The following is a 16,069-nucleotide window of genomic DNA, read 5'->3' on the forward strand; positions in this document are numbered from 1 at the left end:
TTTGCGGGAATTGACGCTTTTTTCACACGGCCATGACGAAGCCCTCACGGGGCCATCGCGAGACTGAGCTCGTTCATCCAGCCAGGATCATACGATGCCACAGCTTCGCTACGCGCCACTACGCCGTCTTGTCTTTACCTGGGCGCTGCTGCTGTTTATGCCGCTGGCTCCGGCCTGGGGCGCCATGTCCGATGGGCACTCCAACGCAGGGCAGCGGCTGTGGGCCACGCCGGTGGACACCACCTTCAACCTTTACCGCATGCAGCCCGATCTGTATCGCAGTGCGCTGCCTAACGCTGTCCAGCAGGGTGAGCTGCAGCGCCTGAAGATCGCCACGGTGATCAATTTCTATCAGCGCAGCGATAGCGAGTGGTTGAGCGACCCGGGCATTCGCCAGATCCACCAGCCGTTGCACGCCGACCGCGTCGATGATGCCGATGTACTGCAGGCCCTGCGCAGCATCCGCCAGGCGCAGGCCGATGGCCCGGTGTTGATCCATTGCAAGCACGGGCAGAATCGCACCGGCCTGATCGCCGCGATGTATCGCATCGTCTACCAGGGCTGGAGCAAGCAGCAGGCGATTGCCGAAATGCGTGGCGCAGGCTTCGGCGGGCAGGAGCGCTTCGAGGATGCCGAGCGCTATGTGCGCGAGGTCGATCTGGCGCGTTTTCACCAGGCCCTGGCCAGCGGCGCCTGCAGTACCAGCCCCTGGGCCTACTGTGCGTTGCGCGACAAATTGCTCGATGCCCTCAACGAGTAGCGAGGTGATCACCGTGGCCACCAGACCCCTGCTGTTGCTGGCAATGCTGCTGCCGCTGCTGGGCGGCTGTCAGAGCACGCGCGACTACCTGCTCGCCCAGGGCTACCCGCCGGCCTTCGCCTCGGGTTATGCCGATGGTTGCGCCAGCGGCGACAGCGCGGCCAAGGCACTCGGTGCGTTCCGCAAGAACGTCCCGCAGTACCTGGCCGACAAGCAGTACGCCATCGGCTGGGATGATGGCTTCCAGCAATGCCAGGCCAGCGCCAACGCCGATATCGAGCGGCGCCTGCAGCCGCAAAGCGACCGCGATCGTGACTGGCGGCGGCAGATCGACCGCGACATGGCCAAGGCCATGGGCCGTTCGCTGAAACGCAGTCAGGACGTGCAGGGCAGCCTTTAAAAAGTCATCTGGACAGGGCACATTGATGCGCCTGCCGGCGCGCGCCGGCGTTGCCTTCACCTGACCTGCCGAGATGCCTGCATGCCCGAAACCTCAGTCGACGACCGCCGGCCATGGGTAATCTTTCTGGTTTTTCTACGCCTGGGCCTCACCTCGTTTGGCGGCCCGGTCGCCCATCTCGGCTACTTCCGCGAGGAGTTCGTCAGCCGCCGGCGCTGGTTGAGTGAGGCGGCTTACGCGGAGCTGATCGCCATCGCCCAGTTCATGCCTGGGGCTGCGAGCAGCAAGGTCGGCATGGCGATCGGCCTGGCGCAGGCGGGCTACCGCGGTGCCCTGGCCGCTTGGCTCGGCTTCACCTTGCCGTCGGCGCTGTTGCTGATGGCATTCGCCTACGGCTTGGTCCTGGAGGGTGATGCACTGGCCTCCGGTGCCTTGCATGGCCTGAAGATAGTCGCCGCTGCCATCGTCGCCCAGGCGGTGTGGGGCATGGCGCCTGCGCTGTGCCCGGATACGCCGCGCCGCGTGCTGATGCTGGTGGCCGCTGCCATTGCGCTGCTGGTGCCCGGTGCAGTCGGGCAACTCGCGGTGATCATCGCGGCCGGCCTGGTGGGCACTGCATGGCTGGTGCCGAAGGTGCAGGGCGTTGCTGATCCGTTGCCCATCGCCATCAGCCGCCGGGCCGGCGCACTGTGGCTGGGGATTTTCGTATTGCTGCTGGCTGGCTTGCCGCTGCTCGCTCATCTGCTGAACAGTCCGCTGCTGAGTATGTTCGAGGTGTTCTATCGAACCGGCGCCCTGGTGTTTGGCGGTGGCCATGTGATGCTGCCACTGCTGCAGGCCGAGGTGGTGCCCAGCGGCTGGCTGAGCAACGACCTGTTCCTGGCCGGCTATGGCGCTACCCAGGCGGTGCCGGGGCCGCTGTTCACCTTCGCGGCATTTCTCGGCACGGCCATGGCCGGCTGGCTGGGCGGCCTGCTGTGCCTGCTGGCGATCTTTGCGCCGTCATTTCTGCTGCTGGTCGGCGTGCTGCCGTTCTGGGCGCGCCTGCGCACCCGGCCACGCTTGCAGGCGGCGATGGCGGGGGTGAATGCCGGGGTGGTCGGGCTGCTGCTGGCCACCCTGTACCAGCCGGTCGGCACGGCCGCCGTCGGCAATCTGCTGGACTTCGCCCTGGTGCTGCTTGCCCTGCTGGCGCTGATGGTCGGCAAGCTGCCGCCCTGGTCAGTAGTGCTGGCTGGTGCGCTGGTCGGCTGGCTCGCAGGCTATTGAAAAACGTAGGCGAAGCAGCGGCAGCGCAGGTAGTTTTTCAACAGCCTGCTGTACTGTGACGGCTGATTCCATTGGCAAGGAAAGCAACATGGCTTTTGACTGGCACGGCGGCACCATCACCCGCGACACGCCGGTGGGCAGCGATTACCGCAATACCCAGAAGGTTCGTCGTTTCATGACCGAGCAATGCGGCGCCGACTTTCGTTTCGACCGGCCGTTCATGGCCTGGCTTCGCAGCGGCGCGCCACGCACCATGGGCGATGTGGTGGATGAGTGGAAACGCCGTAATGGCGCTGCCAAGGCCTGAGAACCTGTTCATAATCTTTCAGCCCAGGTTCGTCGATTTTGGGCAGCTAAGTGGCGGGAGCAGCCAGTCGTAGGGTGGACGACGCCTCATCCGTCCACCGCTCTGCGAGCGTAATGGTGGAAAAAAAGAGCGTTGTCCACCCTACGCTGGGAACGTCCGCTTTTGCCTTGCAGTTGCCGCTTCATGCGCATAAAGCTCGTGAAAGGTTCTGAGGCCGGTTTCTAGTCGCTGCCGTGGCGCAGGCGCTCGACCAGCGCCGGCAGCTCGCTCATGCGCCCGATCAGGTGATGCACGCCCAGCTGGCGCAGGGTTTCGCCATGCTCGGGCGGAATGTGACTGGCGCCGAGAAAGCCGATCACCTGCATGCCGGCGGTAAGCGCAGCGGTGGCGCCGGTGGTGCTGTCTTCGACCACCAGGCAGCGGCTCGGGTCGACGCCCGCGCGTTCGGCGGCCAGCAGGTAGAGATCCGGCGCCGGTTTCGGCCGTTCGACCTGATCGGCGCTAAAGGCCCCGACGTTGACCCGTTCAACCAGGTCGCAGCGCTGCAACGCGAAGGCCACCGCATCGGCTTGGCTGTTGGAGGCCACGGCCAGGGGCAGATCGATCTGCAGCAGCGCGTCACGCACGCCGGCAATCGGCTGCACCTGTTCGCGGATCAATGCCTTGGTAAGGGTGCGGTTCTTTTCCAGGAAGCCCTCGGGCAGCGGCTTGCCGAAATGCGCTTCGGCGCGGGCGACGATGTCGCGGGCCTGCAAACCGAAGGTGCCGGCCAGTACCACCTCGAGTTCATGGGCCGGGTAGTGCTCGGCCAGTGCCGTGTGCAGATGGTGCTCGGCGATGATCTCGCTGTCGATCAGTACGCCGTCGCAGTCGCAGATCAGCAGTTCAATGGGCGGTTTCGGCGCCATGGCGGGCAGTCTCCTGTAAGGCGTGGGAGGGTCTGTGTAACACACAAACTCTTTCAGTTCGAACCGCTTGCCACGGCTTCGGCCGGTCGCTGCAACAGCAACAGGGGCAACCCGGCGGCCAGGATCGCCAGCCCCAGCAGGGCGCCAACCCCGGCATACAGGGCGCTTGACCAGAACAGCCCCAGGCAGCTGGCGGCGAACAGCAGGGGCAGCAGTGGATACAGCGGCACGTTGAACGGCCGGCTGCGATGGGTGTGCAAGCGGCGCAGGCGCAGCAGCGACAGGGCGGTCAGGCACATGAACAGCCAGAACACCGGTGCGGTGTAGGCGACCATGCTCTGCACGCCGTTTTCGCTCTGGGCGCCGAACAACAACAGCGGCAGGGTAATCAGGCATTGCACCAGCAGCGCCCGCACCGGCGTGGCGGCGCGGTCGTTCCAGGCGCCGAGCATCGCCAGCTGCGGCACGTCGCGGCCCAGCGCGTAATAGACCCGCGAGCCGGTGAGAATGGTGGCGTTGAGGGTGCTGATCGCGGTGATGCAGATCAGCACGCCGAGCAATACCCCGGCCCAGGGGCCGGCGACGATGGTCATCAGGTCGGCGCCGACGGCGCTGGACTGGCGCAGCCCTTCCAGGCCGAAGATGTTGAGAAACACCAGATTGGCCAGCAGGTACACGCCGGTCACCACCAGGGTGCCGAACAGCAACACGCGGCTCATGTTGCGGCCCGGGTTGCGCAGCTCGCCGGACAGGTACGCCGCCTCGTTCCAGCCACCGTAGGTGAGCAGCACGAAGACCATGCCCATGCCGAGCATGCCGGCCAGGTTGCCGCTGCTCTCGGCCGCCGCAGGCGCTACCTCGGCTAGCGGCTCGGCCAGCAGCAGGCCGGCGACAATCACCGTGATCAGCGCCAGCAGGGTGATACCGGTGAACAGCACCTGCAGGCGCTTGGATTCATGGGTGCCGAGGACATTCAGGGCGGTCAGCGCCAGCACCACCAGGGTGGCGTGCCAGGCGCTGCCGTACTCGCCCAGTGGCAGCAGACGCTGGGCGTAGTCGCCATAGATGAAGGCCACCACGGCGATCGCCCCGGTCTGGATCACCGTACCCCTGGCCCAGGCGAACAGCAGGCTGACCTGCCGGCCCCACGCCAGGTTGAGGTAGTGATATTCGCCGCCGCGATCCGGGTAGCTGGCACCCAGTTCGGCGTAGCACAGCGCGCCGACCAGCATCACCAGGCCGCCGGCCAGCCACAGGCCGATATATATCAAGGCGTTGTCGGCATGCTGGGCCACCAGGGGCGGGAAGCCGAAGATGCCGACGCCGACCACCACACCGACCAGCATGGCGACGCCGTCGAGCACCGACAGGCCGGATTGGCGTGGCGTAGTGGGCGCGGACATGGCTTAGCTCCTACGTGCGCGCCAACCGGTCACTGCACCGGTGGCGGAAATCGGTTCGATGCGATCCCCCTCGACCTGGCCAACGTACAACTGGCCATCGACCTCGAAGCGCAGTTCGGTGCCGTTCAGGCGCCCACGCAGGCGCTCCTGATGCTCGGTGGTGCCGCTGATTTCCTGGAAACGCTGCTCGAGGTCGACGGTAAAGGTTTCGCCCTCGCGCTCGACCGTCCAGCTGCCGGCGATCTTGGCCGGCACCACCCACAGGTAGATGCGCGCGCCCTCGACGAGATCGCTGCGATCCGGCTCCCAGTCCTCCATGCTGAAGGCGTGGGACACCACCCGGGTGCCGGGCCGCAGGGTATCGAGGATCACCGGGCGCAGACGCATGTTGACGGTGTTCAGCAGGTACATGGTCAGCACGTCGGCATCGGCGATGTCCTTCTCGAACAGGTCGCCCTGCTCGAACACCACCTGGTCGGCGACGCCGGCCTGTTCGGCATTGGCCTTCGCTTCCTCGATGCGCCGCGGGTCGAGGTCGATGCCATAGGCGGCCTTGGCACCGCGATCCTTGACCGCCGAGATGGCGATGCGGCCGTCGCCGGAACCCAGGTCCACCACGTAGTCGTCGCGGCCGACATCGGCCATCTCCAGCATGCGCGCCACCACCGGTTCCGGCGTCGGCACGTAGGGTACGTCGAGGGCGATGGTCTGGGCCTGGGCGGCAGATTGCAGCAGGGCGAACAGGGCCAGCGCGCAGGTGCACAGGGAAAGCGGGCGAACGGCTGCGGTTGTCATCGGCGGATACTCCTCAGCGAGGTCGGCAAGGGAAGGGACGCGATTTTCCGACCGAAGCCTATGCGCCAGGGTTCGACCTGTGGAACCGGGCCTGCTGGCAGATATCCCGAAAATCATTGCGCAGGCCAGAAAGCACGGCGCCTCCCCGGTGTGTTACCTCATGTGAAGGCATTGCCTTGGCCGCGCCGAAAAGGCATGGTTGCGGATTTTCAGCCACGGGAGCAGCCCGGCATGCGCCTTCTGCACACCTCCGACTGGCACCTGGGCCAGCACTTCATGGGCAAGACCCGCCAGGCCGAGCACCAGGCGTTCTGCGCCTGGCTGATCGAGCAGGTGCGCGCGCATTCGGTGCAGGCGGTGCTGGTCGCCGGGGATATTTTCGACACCGGCTCACCGCCCAGCTATGCCCGCGAGCAGTACAACCACTTCGTGGTGGCCCTGCGCGAAACCGGCTGCCAACTGGTGGTGCTCGGCGGCAACCACGATTCGGTGGCCATGCTCGGCGAGAGCCGCACCCTGCTGGCACAACTCGGCACCCGGGTGATCCCCGGGGTTGGCGCCCACCTGCACGAGCAGCTGCTGGTGCTCGAGGGTGCCGATGGCCAGCCGGCGGCGCTGCTCTGCGCGATTCCGTTCATCCGCCCGCGCGATGTGCTGCGCAGTGAGGCGGGGCAGAGCGCGGCGGACAAGCAGCTGTCGCTGCAGCAAGCCATTCATGACCATTACCAGGCGCTCCATGAACTGGCCCTGGCGCGCCGGAGCGAACTCGGCGCAGCGCTGCCGATCATCGCCACCGGCCACCTGACCACCGTCGGCGCCAGCGCCAGCGAGTCGGTGCGCGAGATCTACGTTGGCGCACTGGAAGCCTTCCCGACCTCGTCCTTCCCGGCCGTCGATTACATCGCCCTGGGGCATATCCACCGGCCGCAAAAGGTGGCTGGCCTGGAACATATCCGCTACAGCGGCTCGCCGATCCCGCTGAGCTTCGACGAAGCCCGCCAGCAGAAGGAAGTGCTGCTGGTCGAGCTGGACGAAGGTGGCTTGCGCGAGGTGCGCGCCTTGCCGGTGCCGCGTTGGCAGGCCCTGCAGTCGCTGCGCGGCTCGCTGAAAACCTTGCCCGCGGCGCTTGCCGAGGCGGCCCGAGAAGGCAGCGCCGAGCGCCCGGTGTGGCTGGAAGTGCAGGTGGAAATGGACGATTACCTGAGCGACCTGCAGGTACGCATCGCCGCGCTATGCGAAGGCCTGCCGGTGGAAGTGCTGCGCATCCGCCGCGCCCGTGGCACGGCGGTGGCCAGCCTGCAGGGCGAGCAGGGCATGCTCGACGAGCTGACACCCGAGCAGGTGTTCGAACAACGCCTGGCCAGCGAAACCCTGGAGCCCGAGCAGACGCAGCGCCTGCACCGGCTGTACGGCAAGGTGCTGGCTGAGCTGCGCGACGACCCTGCCTGACTCGGGCCTGTTTTATGATCTTTCAGCCCAGGTTCTTCTATTTTGGCAGCTAAGTGGCGGGAGTGGCCGTTCACGACCTCGTGGGAGGGGCTTTAGCCCCGAGCTCTTTACGCCTAGCCAAACCTGTAGGGTGGATGACGCTTTTTCCATCCACTGTTGCAGTCGGGATGATGGACGGATGAAGCATCGGACCGTTGCATTAGCTGTGGGAGCGGGCCATGCCCGCGAAAATCAGGGCGTAGCTCGCTCCCATATCAATCCGCCAGCATTACCGAGTTGTTTATGCGCTCGGTTCCGCTCTGACGAGCGGGTTACTTTTGGCATTGCCCCAAAAGTAACCAAAAGGTCTAGCCCCAGCATCCGGCCCCAGCTGCGCTGGGGTTCCCTCATTACATCGTTGTTCCGGGGGCCGGCCTGGAAGGGCCATCCATGGCCCATCACGCCTCTCGCCGCATCCATGCGGCTCGTCCCCCTGCACAACGATTCCATTCGGCCTCCTGAAGGGGCGATTGGTGTCGTCTGTTATTGCCGTGCAGGAGAAACATCAAAAGCCAAGGCGGCAAACGGCCGCTCTTGCCTTGTAGCTGCCGCTTCACGTTCATAAAGGTCATGAGCAGGCTCAGGCTTTGAAAAAGCTCACCCGCTCGATCAGCCGACGTGCCAGGGCCGAGAGTTCCTCGCTGGCTACCGACACCTGGGTGGAGCCCGCCGTGGTTTCCAGCGTGCTGGCGTGAATGCGGCTGATGTTCTGGTTGACATCGTCGGCCACCAGGCTCTGCTGCTGCGCGGCGCTGGCGATCTGCGCGTTCATGTCCATGATCGCGCGGACTTCCTGGCGGATGCGGCCCAGGGCCTGCTCGGTCTCGGCGGTCTGCGCGACGGTCTTGCGGGCCATCTCGCTGCTGGTCTGCATGATCTGCGCGGCACCGCTGGCGCCGGCTTGCAGTTGCTCGATCATGCCGCTGATTTCCCGGGTCGAACTCTGCGTACGGCTGGCCAGTGAGCGCACCTCGTCGGCCACCACGGCGAAGCCGCGGCCATGTTCACCGGCCCGGGCAGCCTCGATGGCGGCGTTGAGGGCCAGCAAGTTGGTCTGGTCGGCAATCGAGGTGATCACCGCGATGATGGTCTCGATGTTGCTGCTGTCGCGCGCCAGTTGCTCGACCCGCTCGGCGGCGGTGTCGAGCACCTTGGCCAGTTCCTGAATCGCCTGGCCGCCCTGGGTCACCAGCTGGCTGCCGGTTTCCACTTCGCCATCGGCATTGCGAGTGGCCGATGCCGCGGTGCCTGCGTAGCCGGCCACTTCGTTGACCGTCGCCGCCATCTGGTTGATGGCCGCGGCCATCTGCTCGGCTTCTGCGGATTGCGACTGCAGCTGGCGGTTGTTGCTGGCCGAGGTGGCGCGCAGCTGGTCGGCGGAGAGGTTCAGCTCGCTGGCGGCGCTGCGCACCTGGGCGATGGTGTCGCTCAGGCGCGCACTCATGTCCTTCACCGCACCCATCACGCTGTTCGGGTAGCGGGTGTCGATGCGCTGGTCGAGGGCGCCGCCGGCCAGACGCTGGATGACCTCCGCGACCTGATGGGGCTCGGCGCCCAGGGTCGAACGCAGGCGGCGGATGATCAGCAACGAGACGATCACGCTGAGCAGGATCGCCACGCTGGTGACCGCCACGATCAGCAGCCCGAAGCTGCCCGCCGTTGCGCGCACGCCCTCCAGGCTGGTGGTGATGTCCTTCTCCTGCAGGTCGATAAAGGCGTTGATGCGCTTGAGCCACTCTGTATAAGCGGCCGCCACTTCCCGTGACAGCAGCGCCTGGGCGCCCTCGATGTCGCCGCTCTGGCGCTGCTTGATCAGCCGCTGGGTGAGTTCCCGGGCGCTGCTCTCGATGGCCTTGATCTGGCCGAGCTGGCGTTGCTCTTCGGCACTCGAATTGGCGGCGCCAAGCAGCCTGTCGAGCGGCGCGGCCGATTGCTGGTAGAAGCCGTCGAGGCGCTCGATGTTCTGCAACTGAACGTTCAGCGTTGCCGAGTCATTTGCCAATACCAGGTCGCGGATGGCGATGGCACGGTCGTGCACGCTGCCGCGAAAGTTGATCGCATAGCGCTGCTTGAGGCTGGCGCCCTCGTTGACTTCGCTGAGGCTGCTGTCAATCACCTGCACACGCTGGATACCGACCAGCGCGACCAGAATCATCAACGACAATACCAGCCCGAAACCCATGGCCAGGCGCTGGGCGATCGTTAGCGGTTGCGACATTTTCGACGTACCTATGGAAGGGGAGGGGCCATAGGCTTCGCGCGCATCGAGGTGCTTGCAGGAAGGGATGGCCTGGGGTTGCTGAGGCTATTGTTTCCGTGGCGGAAATCAAGCGATTTGTAGTGGCTAATTGATGGTATAGCGTGCCTCTATGGCGCGTGATCAGGTCATTTCACCGTCGGCATGGGTCATGCCGCTGCCCGGCTCGGCATGGCGGAGCCGGGCGCGTGGGGCTGCACTCAGACGCGGAACTGCCCGAGCAGGCGGCCGAGTTGCTCGGCCAGTTGCCTGAGGTGCTGGCTGGCCGCGCTGGATTGCTCGGCCGACTCGGCGGTGCTGTGGGCCAGTGCGGCGGTCTGGGTGACGTTCTGGTTGATGTCGTCGACCACATGGGACTGCTGCAGCGTGGCGCTGGCGATCGAGGCGTTGAGGCTGGTCAGGTTGCGCAGCGACTGGGCGATCTGCGCCAGGCTTTCGCCGGCCTGGCTGGCCTGTTCGACGGTCAGGCGCGAGGCCTGGCTGCTGTCGCTGATGGCCTTCACCGCAGCCTGGGAGTTGCCCTGCAGGCGCTCGATCATGCCCTGGATCTCGGCCGTGGATTTTTGCGTGCGCTGGGCCAGCAGGCGCACCTCGTCGGCGACCACCGCAAAGCCGCGGCCCTGCTCGCCGGCACGGGCGGCCTCGATAGCCGCATTGAGTGCCAGCAGGTTGGTCTGCTCGGCAATCGAGCGGATCACTTCCAGTACCCCGCCGATCTGCGTGCTTTCGCTGGCCAGCGATTCGATCACCGTCACGGCCTTGTCGATGGTGGCCGACAATTGATCGATCTGCTGCAGGCTGGCGTCGATATTGTGCTGGCCCTGGCGTGCTTGCTCTTCGGCGGTGTGCACCTCGCTGGACGCGTGCTCGGCGTTCTTGGCGACATCCTGCACGCCGTAGGTGACTTCGTTGACCGCGGTGGCGACCAGCTCCATCTGCTGGGCCTGTTGCTGGCTGTGCTGCTGGGCGGCGCTGGAAATATCGCCGAGCGAATGGGCGGCCTGGCCGAGGGAGGAGGCAGACTCGAGCAACTGGCCGATCACCTGGCGCATCTTGCCGGTGAAGGCGTTGAAGTGGCCGGCCAGGGCCGCCAGTTCATCACGGCCCTGGTCGTCGAGCTGGCGGGTCAGGTCACCCTCGCCACTGGCGATATTGGCCATGGCCGCCACCGCCTGCTGCAAGGGCACGGCGATGCTGCGCGAAATCATCACCACCAGGGCGATCAGCAGCAGGGTGGCCGGTACGCCGATGGCCAGCGCCTTCAACGCCTGGGACTTGAACTCGGCCTGCACGTCGTCGACGTACACCCCCGAACCGATGATCCAGCCCCAGGGCTGGAACAGCTCGACATAGGAAATCTTCGGCACCGGATCGCTGGCGCCTGGCTTCGGCCAGCGGTAATCGACCGGGCCGGCGCCCTGACGCTTGGTGATGGCCACCATCTCGTTGAACAGGGCCTTGCCGTCCGGGTCCTTGAGGGCGGAGAGGTTCTGCCCCTCGAGCTTGGCATTGGTCGGGTGCATGATCATGGTCGGCGTCTGGTCGTTGATCCAGAAGTACTCCTGGCCGCCATAGCGCAGGCCGCGAATCACCTCGATCGCCTGTTTCTGCGCCTGCTCGCGGCTCAGCGTGCCGCTGGCCTCCAGGCCCTGGTAATACTTGAGCAGGCCTACGGCCGCCTGCACCACGTGCTGGGTCTTCTCGGCCTTGCCGGCATACAGGCCAAGGCTGATCTGATTGAGCATGTAGGCGCCAAGCAACACCAGCATCAGCACCGGCATCGCGATGATGAGCCACAGACGCTTATTGATCGGCAAGCGACGCAAGCTGTTCATGGGGGCATCCCTGATCGTGTTGTTCTTGTAGTAGCGGCCGGTGCTAAACGGCAGCGATCTTTCAGCACCTGATAGCACTTCAGTGGCTCGAGGTAAATCGAAAAGATGTAGGGGTGATTTCTTTTCCCGGCTGGCGAGCTGAAAGCCGCCGGTCACCGGGCTTTCAGGTCAGGCGAGTGGCGGCGCGAAAACAGCCCGCTGCGCGCTGGGAAATTGCCCCGTGAGAGGGGCCGTGGGCGGCCAGGGTCGAGCGCTCAGCAGATATCGATCTGGTAGCGGAAGTTGGCCGCTGCGGCGCGCGACAGGCGGTATTCCAGGGGCCGGCGATCATAGCCCAGGGCCGTGCGTTCGATCGCCACGATGGGGTCGCCCTCGTCGATGGCCAGGGTGCGGGCCATGTCGGCGTCGGCGCAGCCGACCGTGAGGGTTTCCTGGGCCGAGGCGATGCACTGGCCGCACTGCTTTTCATAGAAGGGATAGAGCAAGTCGCCAAAGGTGCCCGAGTCGATGTCCATCAGCGCGCCGAAGCGCGACGCAGGCAGCCAGATTTCCTCGTGGAACAGGGTGCGCTCTTCGACCATGCGCAGACGCTCCAGGCGCACGACCTGCTCACCAGCTTTCAGGGCAAGTGCCCTGGCAACGTCCTTGCCGGGCTTTTGCAGCGCCTTGGAGAGAATCCGGCTGGTGGGGATCTCCCGGCCGCCACTGGCGTTCACCTGGCGAAAGAAGCGCGCCAGCGAGGCATCGAAATTCGGTCTGCGCACGAAGGTGCCGCGGCCCTGGCTGCGCAGCAGCAGCCCCTCGTTGACCAGGGTATCTACCGCCTTGCGCACCGTGCCGATGGCTACGCCGTACTGCTTGGTCAGCTCGGCCTCGGTGGGAATCGGCGCGCCGGGCGACCACTCGCCGGCGGCGATCTTGGCGAGCATTTCCTCGCGCAGTCTTTGGTAGAGCGGCAGGCGTTCGTCGTATCCGAGTGTCATCGCGCGTGGGGTCCGTTGCAGCAGGCGGCCGTCACTCTACCACCAGCGGGGCGATTGACAGAATGGCCGAGCCACATATATGGTCAACTATTCATATATATGACTGAATGTCGTGACAACAAGAGCGGGGCGTTCTACCCCGGCTCTGATAACAATCGATCAGGTATCTCTTCATGAACACCCCCAGCCCTGCCATCACCGGCGTCGACAGCCACGCGCACATCTTTCGCCAGGATCTGCCGATGGTCGCCAACCGCCGCTACAGCCCCGATTACGACGCCCTCGTCGAACAGTACCTCGAGCATCTGGATCGCTTCGGACTGTCCCACGGGGTATTGATCCAGCCGAGCTTTCTCGGCACCGACAACCGTTTCATGGTCGAGGCACTGCGCCGCTTTGCCGAACGGCTGCGGGGCGTGGCAGTGGTCGATGTGGCGATCACCGATGCGCAGCTGGACGAACTCGCCGCAGCCGGCGTGGTGGGCATTCGCCTGAACCTGATCGGCAAGGATTTGCAGGATTACAGCGGCCCGGCCTGGACCGGGCTGTTCGAACGCCTGGCGAGTCGTGGCTGGCAGGTGGAGATCCAGCGTGGCATCGAGGATCTCGCGCAGATCGTGCCGGCCATCGTTGCCAGCGGCGTCACGGTGGTGATCGACCACTTCGGCCTGCCGACTGGCGGCATCGATGCGCACAAGCCCGAGCACCGGGCGTTCCTGCAGCTGCTGGGGGATTCGCGCGTCTGGCTGAAACTGTCGGCGGCCTACCGTAGCCAGTCCGACCTGCCCCAGGCCGCCGCCGTGCTGGCCCAGGTACGTGAAGCGGCCGGCGGCATCGAGCGCTTCGTGTGGGGCAGTGATTGGCCCAACACCCAGTTCGAGGATCGCACAGACTATGCGCAGCAGCTCGAACTGATCGAAAGCCTGTTACCCGAGGCGGCAGAGCGTGCCCAGGTGTTGGCTGCCAACCCCGCGCGCCTGTTCGGCTTCACCACTCGCTGATCCCATACCAACAACAACAGGAAACCTTCATCATGATGAGCCTGCTCGTCGTCGCGGCGATCGTCGCCGCCGTGGCCCTCGGCTACAAGACCAAGATCAACATCGGTCTGTTCGCCATCGCCTTCGCCTATCTGCTCGGCTGCTTCGGCATGGGCCTGAGCCCGTCCGAGGTCATCGGCATGTGGCCGTTGAAGATCTTCTTCGTGATCTTCTCGGTGTGCCTGTTCTACAGCTTCGCCACGGTCAACGGCACCCTGGAGAAACTCGCCGAACACCTGATCTACCATTGCCGGCGCATGCCGCAGCTGCTGCCTTTCGCGGTGTTCTTCACCGCCACGGTGATCGCCGCGATGGGGGCGGGCTACTACACCGTGCTGGCCTTCATGGCGCCGATCACCCTGCTGCTCTGCCAGCGTACCGGTATGAGCCTGATCGTCGGCGGCATGGCGGTGAACTATGGCGCCCTGAGCGGCGCCAATTTCATGTCCAGCCAGAGCGGCATCATCTTCCGTGGCCTGATGACCAACGCCGGCATCAGTGACAACGCCGCCTTCATCAACGCCACCGGCATTTTCCTGAGCACCCTGGTCATTCCCTTGCTGGTGATCGGCGTCTTCGTGTTCCTCACCCGTGAGGGGCGCGCCATGAAGGTTTCGGTATTCGAAGCCAGCGCCCCGACGACGCTCAATCGCGAGCAAAGGATCACCCTGTGGCTGACCCTGGCGATGATGGCCATCGTGCTGGCCGCGCCGATCGCCCACATCCTGCTGCCGGATAACGGCACCATCACCTTCATCAACTCGAAGATGGATATCGGCCTGATCGCCAGCATTTTCTCGGTCATCGCCCTGCTGCTCAAGCTGGGTGACGAGCGCAAGGCCATGGCCTCGGTGCCGTGGGGCACGCTGATCATGATCTGCGGCGTGGGCATGCTGATCTCGGTGGCCATCAAGGCCGGTACCATCGATGCATTGGCATCTTGGATCGGCGGCAGCATTCCGCCGCTTCTGGTGCCCGTGGTGTTCGGTGTGGTGGCGGCGTTCATGTCGCTGTTCTCCAGCACCCTGGGGGTGGTGACGCCGGCGCTGTTTCCCATGGTGCTGCCCATCGCCCAGGCCATGGGGCTGGAGCCGATGGTGCTGTTCATCGCCATCGTGGTCGGCGCTCAAGCCACATCGATTTCGCCATTCTCGTCGGGCGGCAGCCTGATCCTCGGCTCCTGCACCTCGGAGCAGAGCCGCGCCACGCTGTTCCCGCAACTGCTGTTCAAGGCCGCGCCCATCGGCTTCATCGCCGCGCTGGTGTTCAACGTGCTGCTGACGTTCTTCTATTGAGGCGAACATCGGCATGAAAAAACCGCAGCCTGGCTGCGGTTTTTTTTGCGCTGCGTGTCGCTCGCCTGGCGCTGAGCGAAGCGGTACCCGGGAGCGGGGCGATTACTTGGGCAGCAACTCCAGCAGGCGGCCACCGCTGCCATCTTCCAGCAGCCAGAGGCTGCCATCCGGGCCTTGCTCCACTTCGCGAATACGCGCGCCCATGTCATAGCGTTCGGCCTCGCGGGCGTTGTCACCGTCGAAGGCCACACGCACCAGCGCCTGGGACGACAGGCCGCCGATCAGCCCGGCGCCGTCCCAGCCTGGAAACCGTTCGCCCTGATAGATGACGAAGCCTGCCGGCGAGATGACCGGGTTCCAGGTGATTTTCGGTGCCGCGAATTCCGGGCGGGTGTCGTGATCCGGAATCGGCTTGCCGCCGTAATGGTCACCGTTGGAGACCTCGGGGTAGCCGTAGTTCTCGCCGCGCACGATTAGGTTCAGCTCATCGCCGCCGGCCGGGCCCATCTCGTGCACCCACAGCTTGTCGTTGGCGTCGAAGGCAATGCCGAGCATGTTGCGGTGGCCCAGCGACCACACCTGCGCGGCCACGCCGCCCTGGTCGGCGAACGGGTTGTCGCCCGGCAGGCTGCCGTCATCGTTGAGGCGCACCAGCTTGCCGAGGTTGGCTTGCATGTCCTGGGCGGGGGTGAATTTCTGCCGCTCGCTGGAGGTGATCCACAGCTTGCCATCGGGCCCGAAGGCCAGGCGATGGCCGTAGTGGCCGCTGCCACTGACTTTTGGCGTCTGCTGCCAGATCACGCTCAGCTCGGTCAGCGCGCCGCCACCGTCGTCGTTGAGCTGCAGCTTGGCGCGGGCCACCGCGGCGCCGCGGGTGTCACCCTCACCGGCTTCTGCGTAGCTGATATAGATGTAGTGATTGTTGGCGAAATCCGGGTGCAGGATCACGTCGCCAAAGCCGCCCTGGCCCCCATAGGCAACTTCCGGCACACCCGCGATATCGGCGGTTTTACCGGTCTTGGGGTCGACATGCTTGAGCATGCCGCGCTTCTCGGTGACCAGCAGCGTGCCGTCGGGCAGGAAGGTCATGGCCCAGGGCTCATCGAGGGTGGCACGTGGCTTGGCGGTGAACGGCCATTGCGCTTTGGGCAGGGCATCGGCGGCTTGGGCGCCAAGGGTGGCGAGACTAAGTGCGATACCACCGAGCAAAAGATGAACGGGACGGGTCATGGCGAATCTCTCTCCTTGTGAGCGGGTCTCACACGTTACCCGCGCACCACCGGCGGGAACGGGACGTTTTTGTTACGACGCACGTCAGGACACTTTGGT

14 protein-coding genes and 2 pseudogenes are annotated in these 16,069 nt (G+C 65.2%); 7 read left to right on the forward strand and 9 right to left on the reverse strand.

Annotated features, from left to right (window positions below; genetic code table 11):
• Nucleotides 1-94 precede the first annotated feature (94 nt).
• The 4 genes from QYS36_RS04740 to QYS36_RS04755 all read left to right on the forward strand — a co-directional run bounded on the left by QYS36_RS04740 (nt 95) and on the right by QYS36_RS04755 (nt 2,736).
• Nucleotides 95-760 (forward strand): dual specificity protein phosphatase family protein, encoded by a 666-nt coding sequence (locus QYS36_RS04740; protein ID WP_308838403.1) that lies wholly within the window; start codon nt 95-97, stop codon nt 758-760.
• A 43-nt stretch (nt 761-803) separates the two neighbouring features.
• Nucleotides 804-1,160 carry a hypothetical protein gene (locus tag QYS36_RS04745; protein ID WP_308838517.1) on the forward strand — a complete coding sequence of 119 codons (357 nt, stop codon included), beginning with the start codon at nt 804-806 and terminating at the stop codon, nt 1,158-1,160.
• Nucleotides 1,161-1,241: 81 nt separating this feature from the next.
• Complete coding sequence (gene chrA, locus QYS36_RS04750) at nt 1,242-2,429, forward strand: chromate efflux transporter (protein WP_308838404.1); 1,188 nt, start codon at nt 1,242-1,244, stop codon at nt 2,427-2,429.
• An 88-nt stretch (nt 2,430-2,517) separates the two neighbouring features.
• Entirely contained in the window at nt 2,518-2,736 is a 219-nt protein-coding gene (locus QYS36_RS04755) for a DUF6434 domain-containing protein (RefSeq protein ID WP_308838405.1), read from the forward strand.
• A gap of 221 nt (nt 2,737-2,957) precedes the next feature.
• Here QYS36_RS04755 and QYS36_RS04760 read toward each other — a convergent pair whose 3' ends face one another.
• Genes QYS36_RS04760 through QYS36_RS04770 form a run of 3 tightly spaced genes read right to left on the reverse strand, consistent with a single transcriptional unit; the run spans nt 2,958 to nt 5,842 of the window.
• Entirely contained in the window at nt 2,958-3,644 is a 687-nt protein-coding gene (locus QYS36_RS04760; RefSeq protein WP_308838406.1) for an HAD-IA family hydrolase, read from the reverse strand.
• A gap of 53 nt (nt 3,645-3,697) precedes the next feature.
• Nucleotides 3,698-5,047, reverse strand: coding sequence for an amino acid permease (locus QYS36_RS04765; RefSeq protein ID WP_308838407.1), 1,350 nt, complete (start codon nt 5,045-5,047; stop codon nt 3,698-3,700).
• A gap of 3 nt (nt 5,048-5,050) precedes the next feature.
• Nucleotides 5,051-5,842, reverse strand: a complete 792-nt coding sequence (locus QYS36_RS04770) for a 50S ribosomal protein L11 methyltransferase (protein ID WP_308838408.1) — start codon at nt 5,840-5,842, stop codon at nt 5,051-5,053.
• 231 nt (nt 5,843-6,073) lie between these two features.
• Here QYS36_RS04770 and sbcD point away from each other — a divergent pair, with 231 nt between their 5' ends.
• Nucleotides 6,074-7,291, forward strand: coding sequence for an exonuclease subunit SbcD (sbcD, locus tag QYS36_RS04775; RefSeq protein ID WP_308838409.1), 1,218 nt, complete (start codon nt 6,074-6,076; stop codon nt 7,289-7,291).
• A 619-nt stretch (nt 7,292-7,910) separates the two neighbouring features.
• Here the strand turns inward: sbcD and QYS36_RS23870 are convergent.
• The 5 genes and pseudogenes from QYS36_RS23870 to QYS36_RS04790 form a co-directional block, all read right to left on the reverse strand.
• Nucleotides 7,911-8,792: a methyl-accepting chemotaxis protein gene (locus QYS36_RS23870; protein WP_374990419.1), complete on the reverse strand. Its 882-nt coding sequence runs from the start codon at nt 8,790-8,792 to the stop codon at nt 7,911-7,913.
• A gap of 243 nt (nt 8,793-9,035) precedes the next feature.
• Nucleotides 9,036-9,548: pseudogene (locus QYS36_RS23875) on the reverse strand (MCP four helix bundle domain-containing protein); the annotation flags it as partial.
• Nucleotides 9,549-9,787: 239 nt separating this feature from the next.
• Complete coding sequence (locus QYS36_RS23880) at nt 9,788-10,639, reverse strand: methyl-accepting chemotaxis protein (protein WP_374990420.1); 852 nt, start codon at nt 10,637-10,639, stop codon at nt 9,788-9,790.
• 6 nt (nt 10,640-10,645) lie between these two features.
• A pseudogene (locus tag QYS36_RS23885) lies at nt 10,646-11,422 on the reverse strand (cache domain-containing protein); the annotation flags it as partial.
• 254 nt (nt 11,423-11,676) lie between these two features.
• Nucleotides 11,677-12,405 (reverse strand): GntR family transcriptional regulator, encoded by a 729-nt coding sequence (locus QYS36_RS04790; RefSeq protein WP_308838412.1) that lies wholly within the window; start codon nt 12,403-12,405, stop codon nt 11,677-11,679.
• A 173-nt stretch (nt 12,406-12,578) separates the two neighbouring features.
• Between QYS36_RS04790 and QYS36_RS04795 the strand changes: the two genes are divergently transcribed.
• Entirely contained in the window at nt 12,579-13,406 is an 828-nt protein-coding gene (locus tag QYS36_RS04795) for an amidohydrolase family protein (RefSeq protein WP_308838413.1), read from the forward strand.
• Nucleotides 13,407-13,438: 32 nt separating this feature from the next.
• Nucleotides 13,439-14,740 carry an SLC13 family permease gene (locus QYS36_RS04800; RefSeq protein ID WP_308838414.1) on the forward strand — a complete coding sequence of 434 codons (1,302 nt, stop codon included), beginning with the start codon at nt 13,439-13,441 and terminating at the stop codon, nt 14,738-14,740.
• A gap of 102 nt (nt 14,741-14,842) precedes the next feature.
• Here QYS36_RS04800 and QYS36_RS04805 read toward each other — a convergent pair whose 3' ends face one another.
• Entirely contained in the window at nt 14,843-15,970 is a 1,128-nt protein-coding gene (locus QYS36_RS04805; RefSeq protein ID WP_308838415.1) for a PQQ-dependent sugar dehydrogenase, read from the reverse strand.
• Nucleotides 15,971-16,069: the final 99 nt, after the last annotated feature.

This window comes from Pseudomonas sp. G34 (genome assembly GCF_031119625.1).
Taxonomy (GTDB): Bacteria; Pseudomonadota; Gammaproteobacteria; order Pseudomonadales; family Pseudomonadaceae; genus Aquipseudomonas.

What these genes read in the sequence shown, in the direction of transcription:
- QYS36_RS04740 (WP_308838403.1), top strand. Translation starts at nt 95, where the DNA reads ATGCCACAGCTTCGCTACGCGCCACTACGCCGTCTTGTCTTTACCTGG.
- QYS36_RS04745 (WP_308838517.1), top strand. Translation starts at nt 804, where the DNA reads ATGCTGCTGCCGCTGCTGGGCGGCTGTCAGAGCACGCGCGACTACCTG.
- chrA (WP_308838404.1), top strand. Translation starts at nt 1,242, where the DNA reads ATGCCCGAAACCTCAGTCGACGACCGCCGGCCATGGGTAATCTTTCTG.
- QYS36_RS04755 (WP_308838405.1), top strand. Translation starts at nt 2,518, where the DNA reads ATGGCTTTTGACTGGCACGGCGGCACCATCACCCGCGACACGCCGGTG.
- QYS36_RS04760 (WP_308838406.1), bottom strand. Translation starts at nt 3,644, where the DNA reads ATGGCGCCGAAACCGCCCATTGAACTGCTGATCTGCGACTGCGACGGC.
- QYS36_RS04765 (WP_308838407.1), bottom strand. Translation starts at nt 5,047, where the DNA reads ATGTCCGCGCCCACTACGCCACGCCAATCCGGCCTGTCGGTGCTCGAC.
- QYS36_RS04770 (WP_308838408.1), bottom strand. Translation starts at nt 5,842, where the DNA reads ATGACAACCGCAGCCGTTCGCCCGCTTTCCCTGTGCACCTGCGCGCTG.
- sbcD (WP_308838409.1), top strand. Translation starts at nt 6,074, where the DNA reads ATGCGCCTTCTGCACACCTCCGACTGGCACCTGGGCCAGCACTTCATG.
- QYS36_RS23870 (WP_374990419.1), bottom strand. Translation starts at nt 8,792, where the DNA reads ATGGGTGCGGTGAAGGACATGAGTGCGCGCCTGAGCGACACCATCGCC.
- QYS36_RS23880 (WP_374990420.1), bottom strand. Translation starts at nt 10,639, where the DNA reads ATGCGCCAGGTGATCGGCCAGTTGCTCGAGTCTGCCTCCTCCCTCGGC.
- QYS36_RS04790 (WP_308838412.1), bottom strand. Translation starts at nt 12,405, where the DNA reads ATGACACTCGGATACGACGAACGCCTGCCGCTCTACCAAAGACTGCGC.
- QYS36_RS04795 (WP_308838413.1), top strand. Translation starts at nt 12,579, where the DNA reads ATGAACACCCCCAGCCCTGCCATCACCGGCGTCGACAGCCACGCGCAC.
- QYS36_RS04800 (WP_308838414.1), top strand. Translation starts at nt 13,439, where the DNA reads ATGATGAGCCTGCTCGTCGTCGCGGCGATCGTCGCCGCCGTGGCCCTC.
- QYS36_RS04805 (WP_308838415.1), bottom strand. Translation starts at nt 15,970, where the DNA reads ATGACCCGTCCCGTTCATCTTTTGCTCGGTGGTATCGCACTTAGTCTC.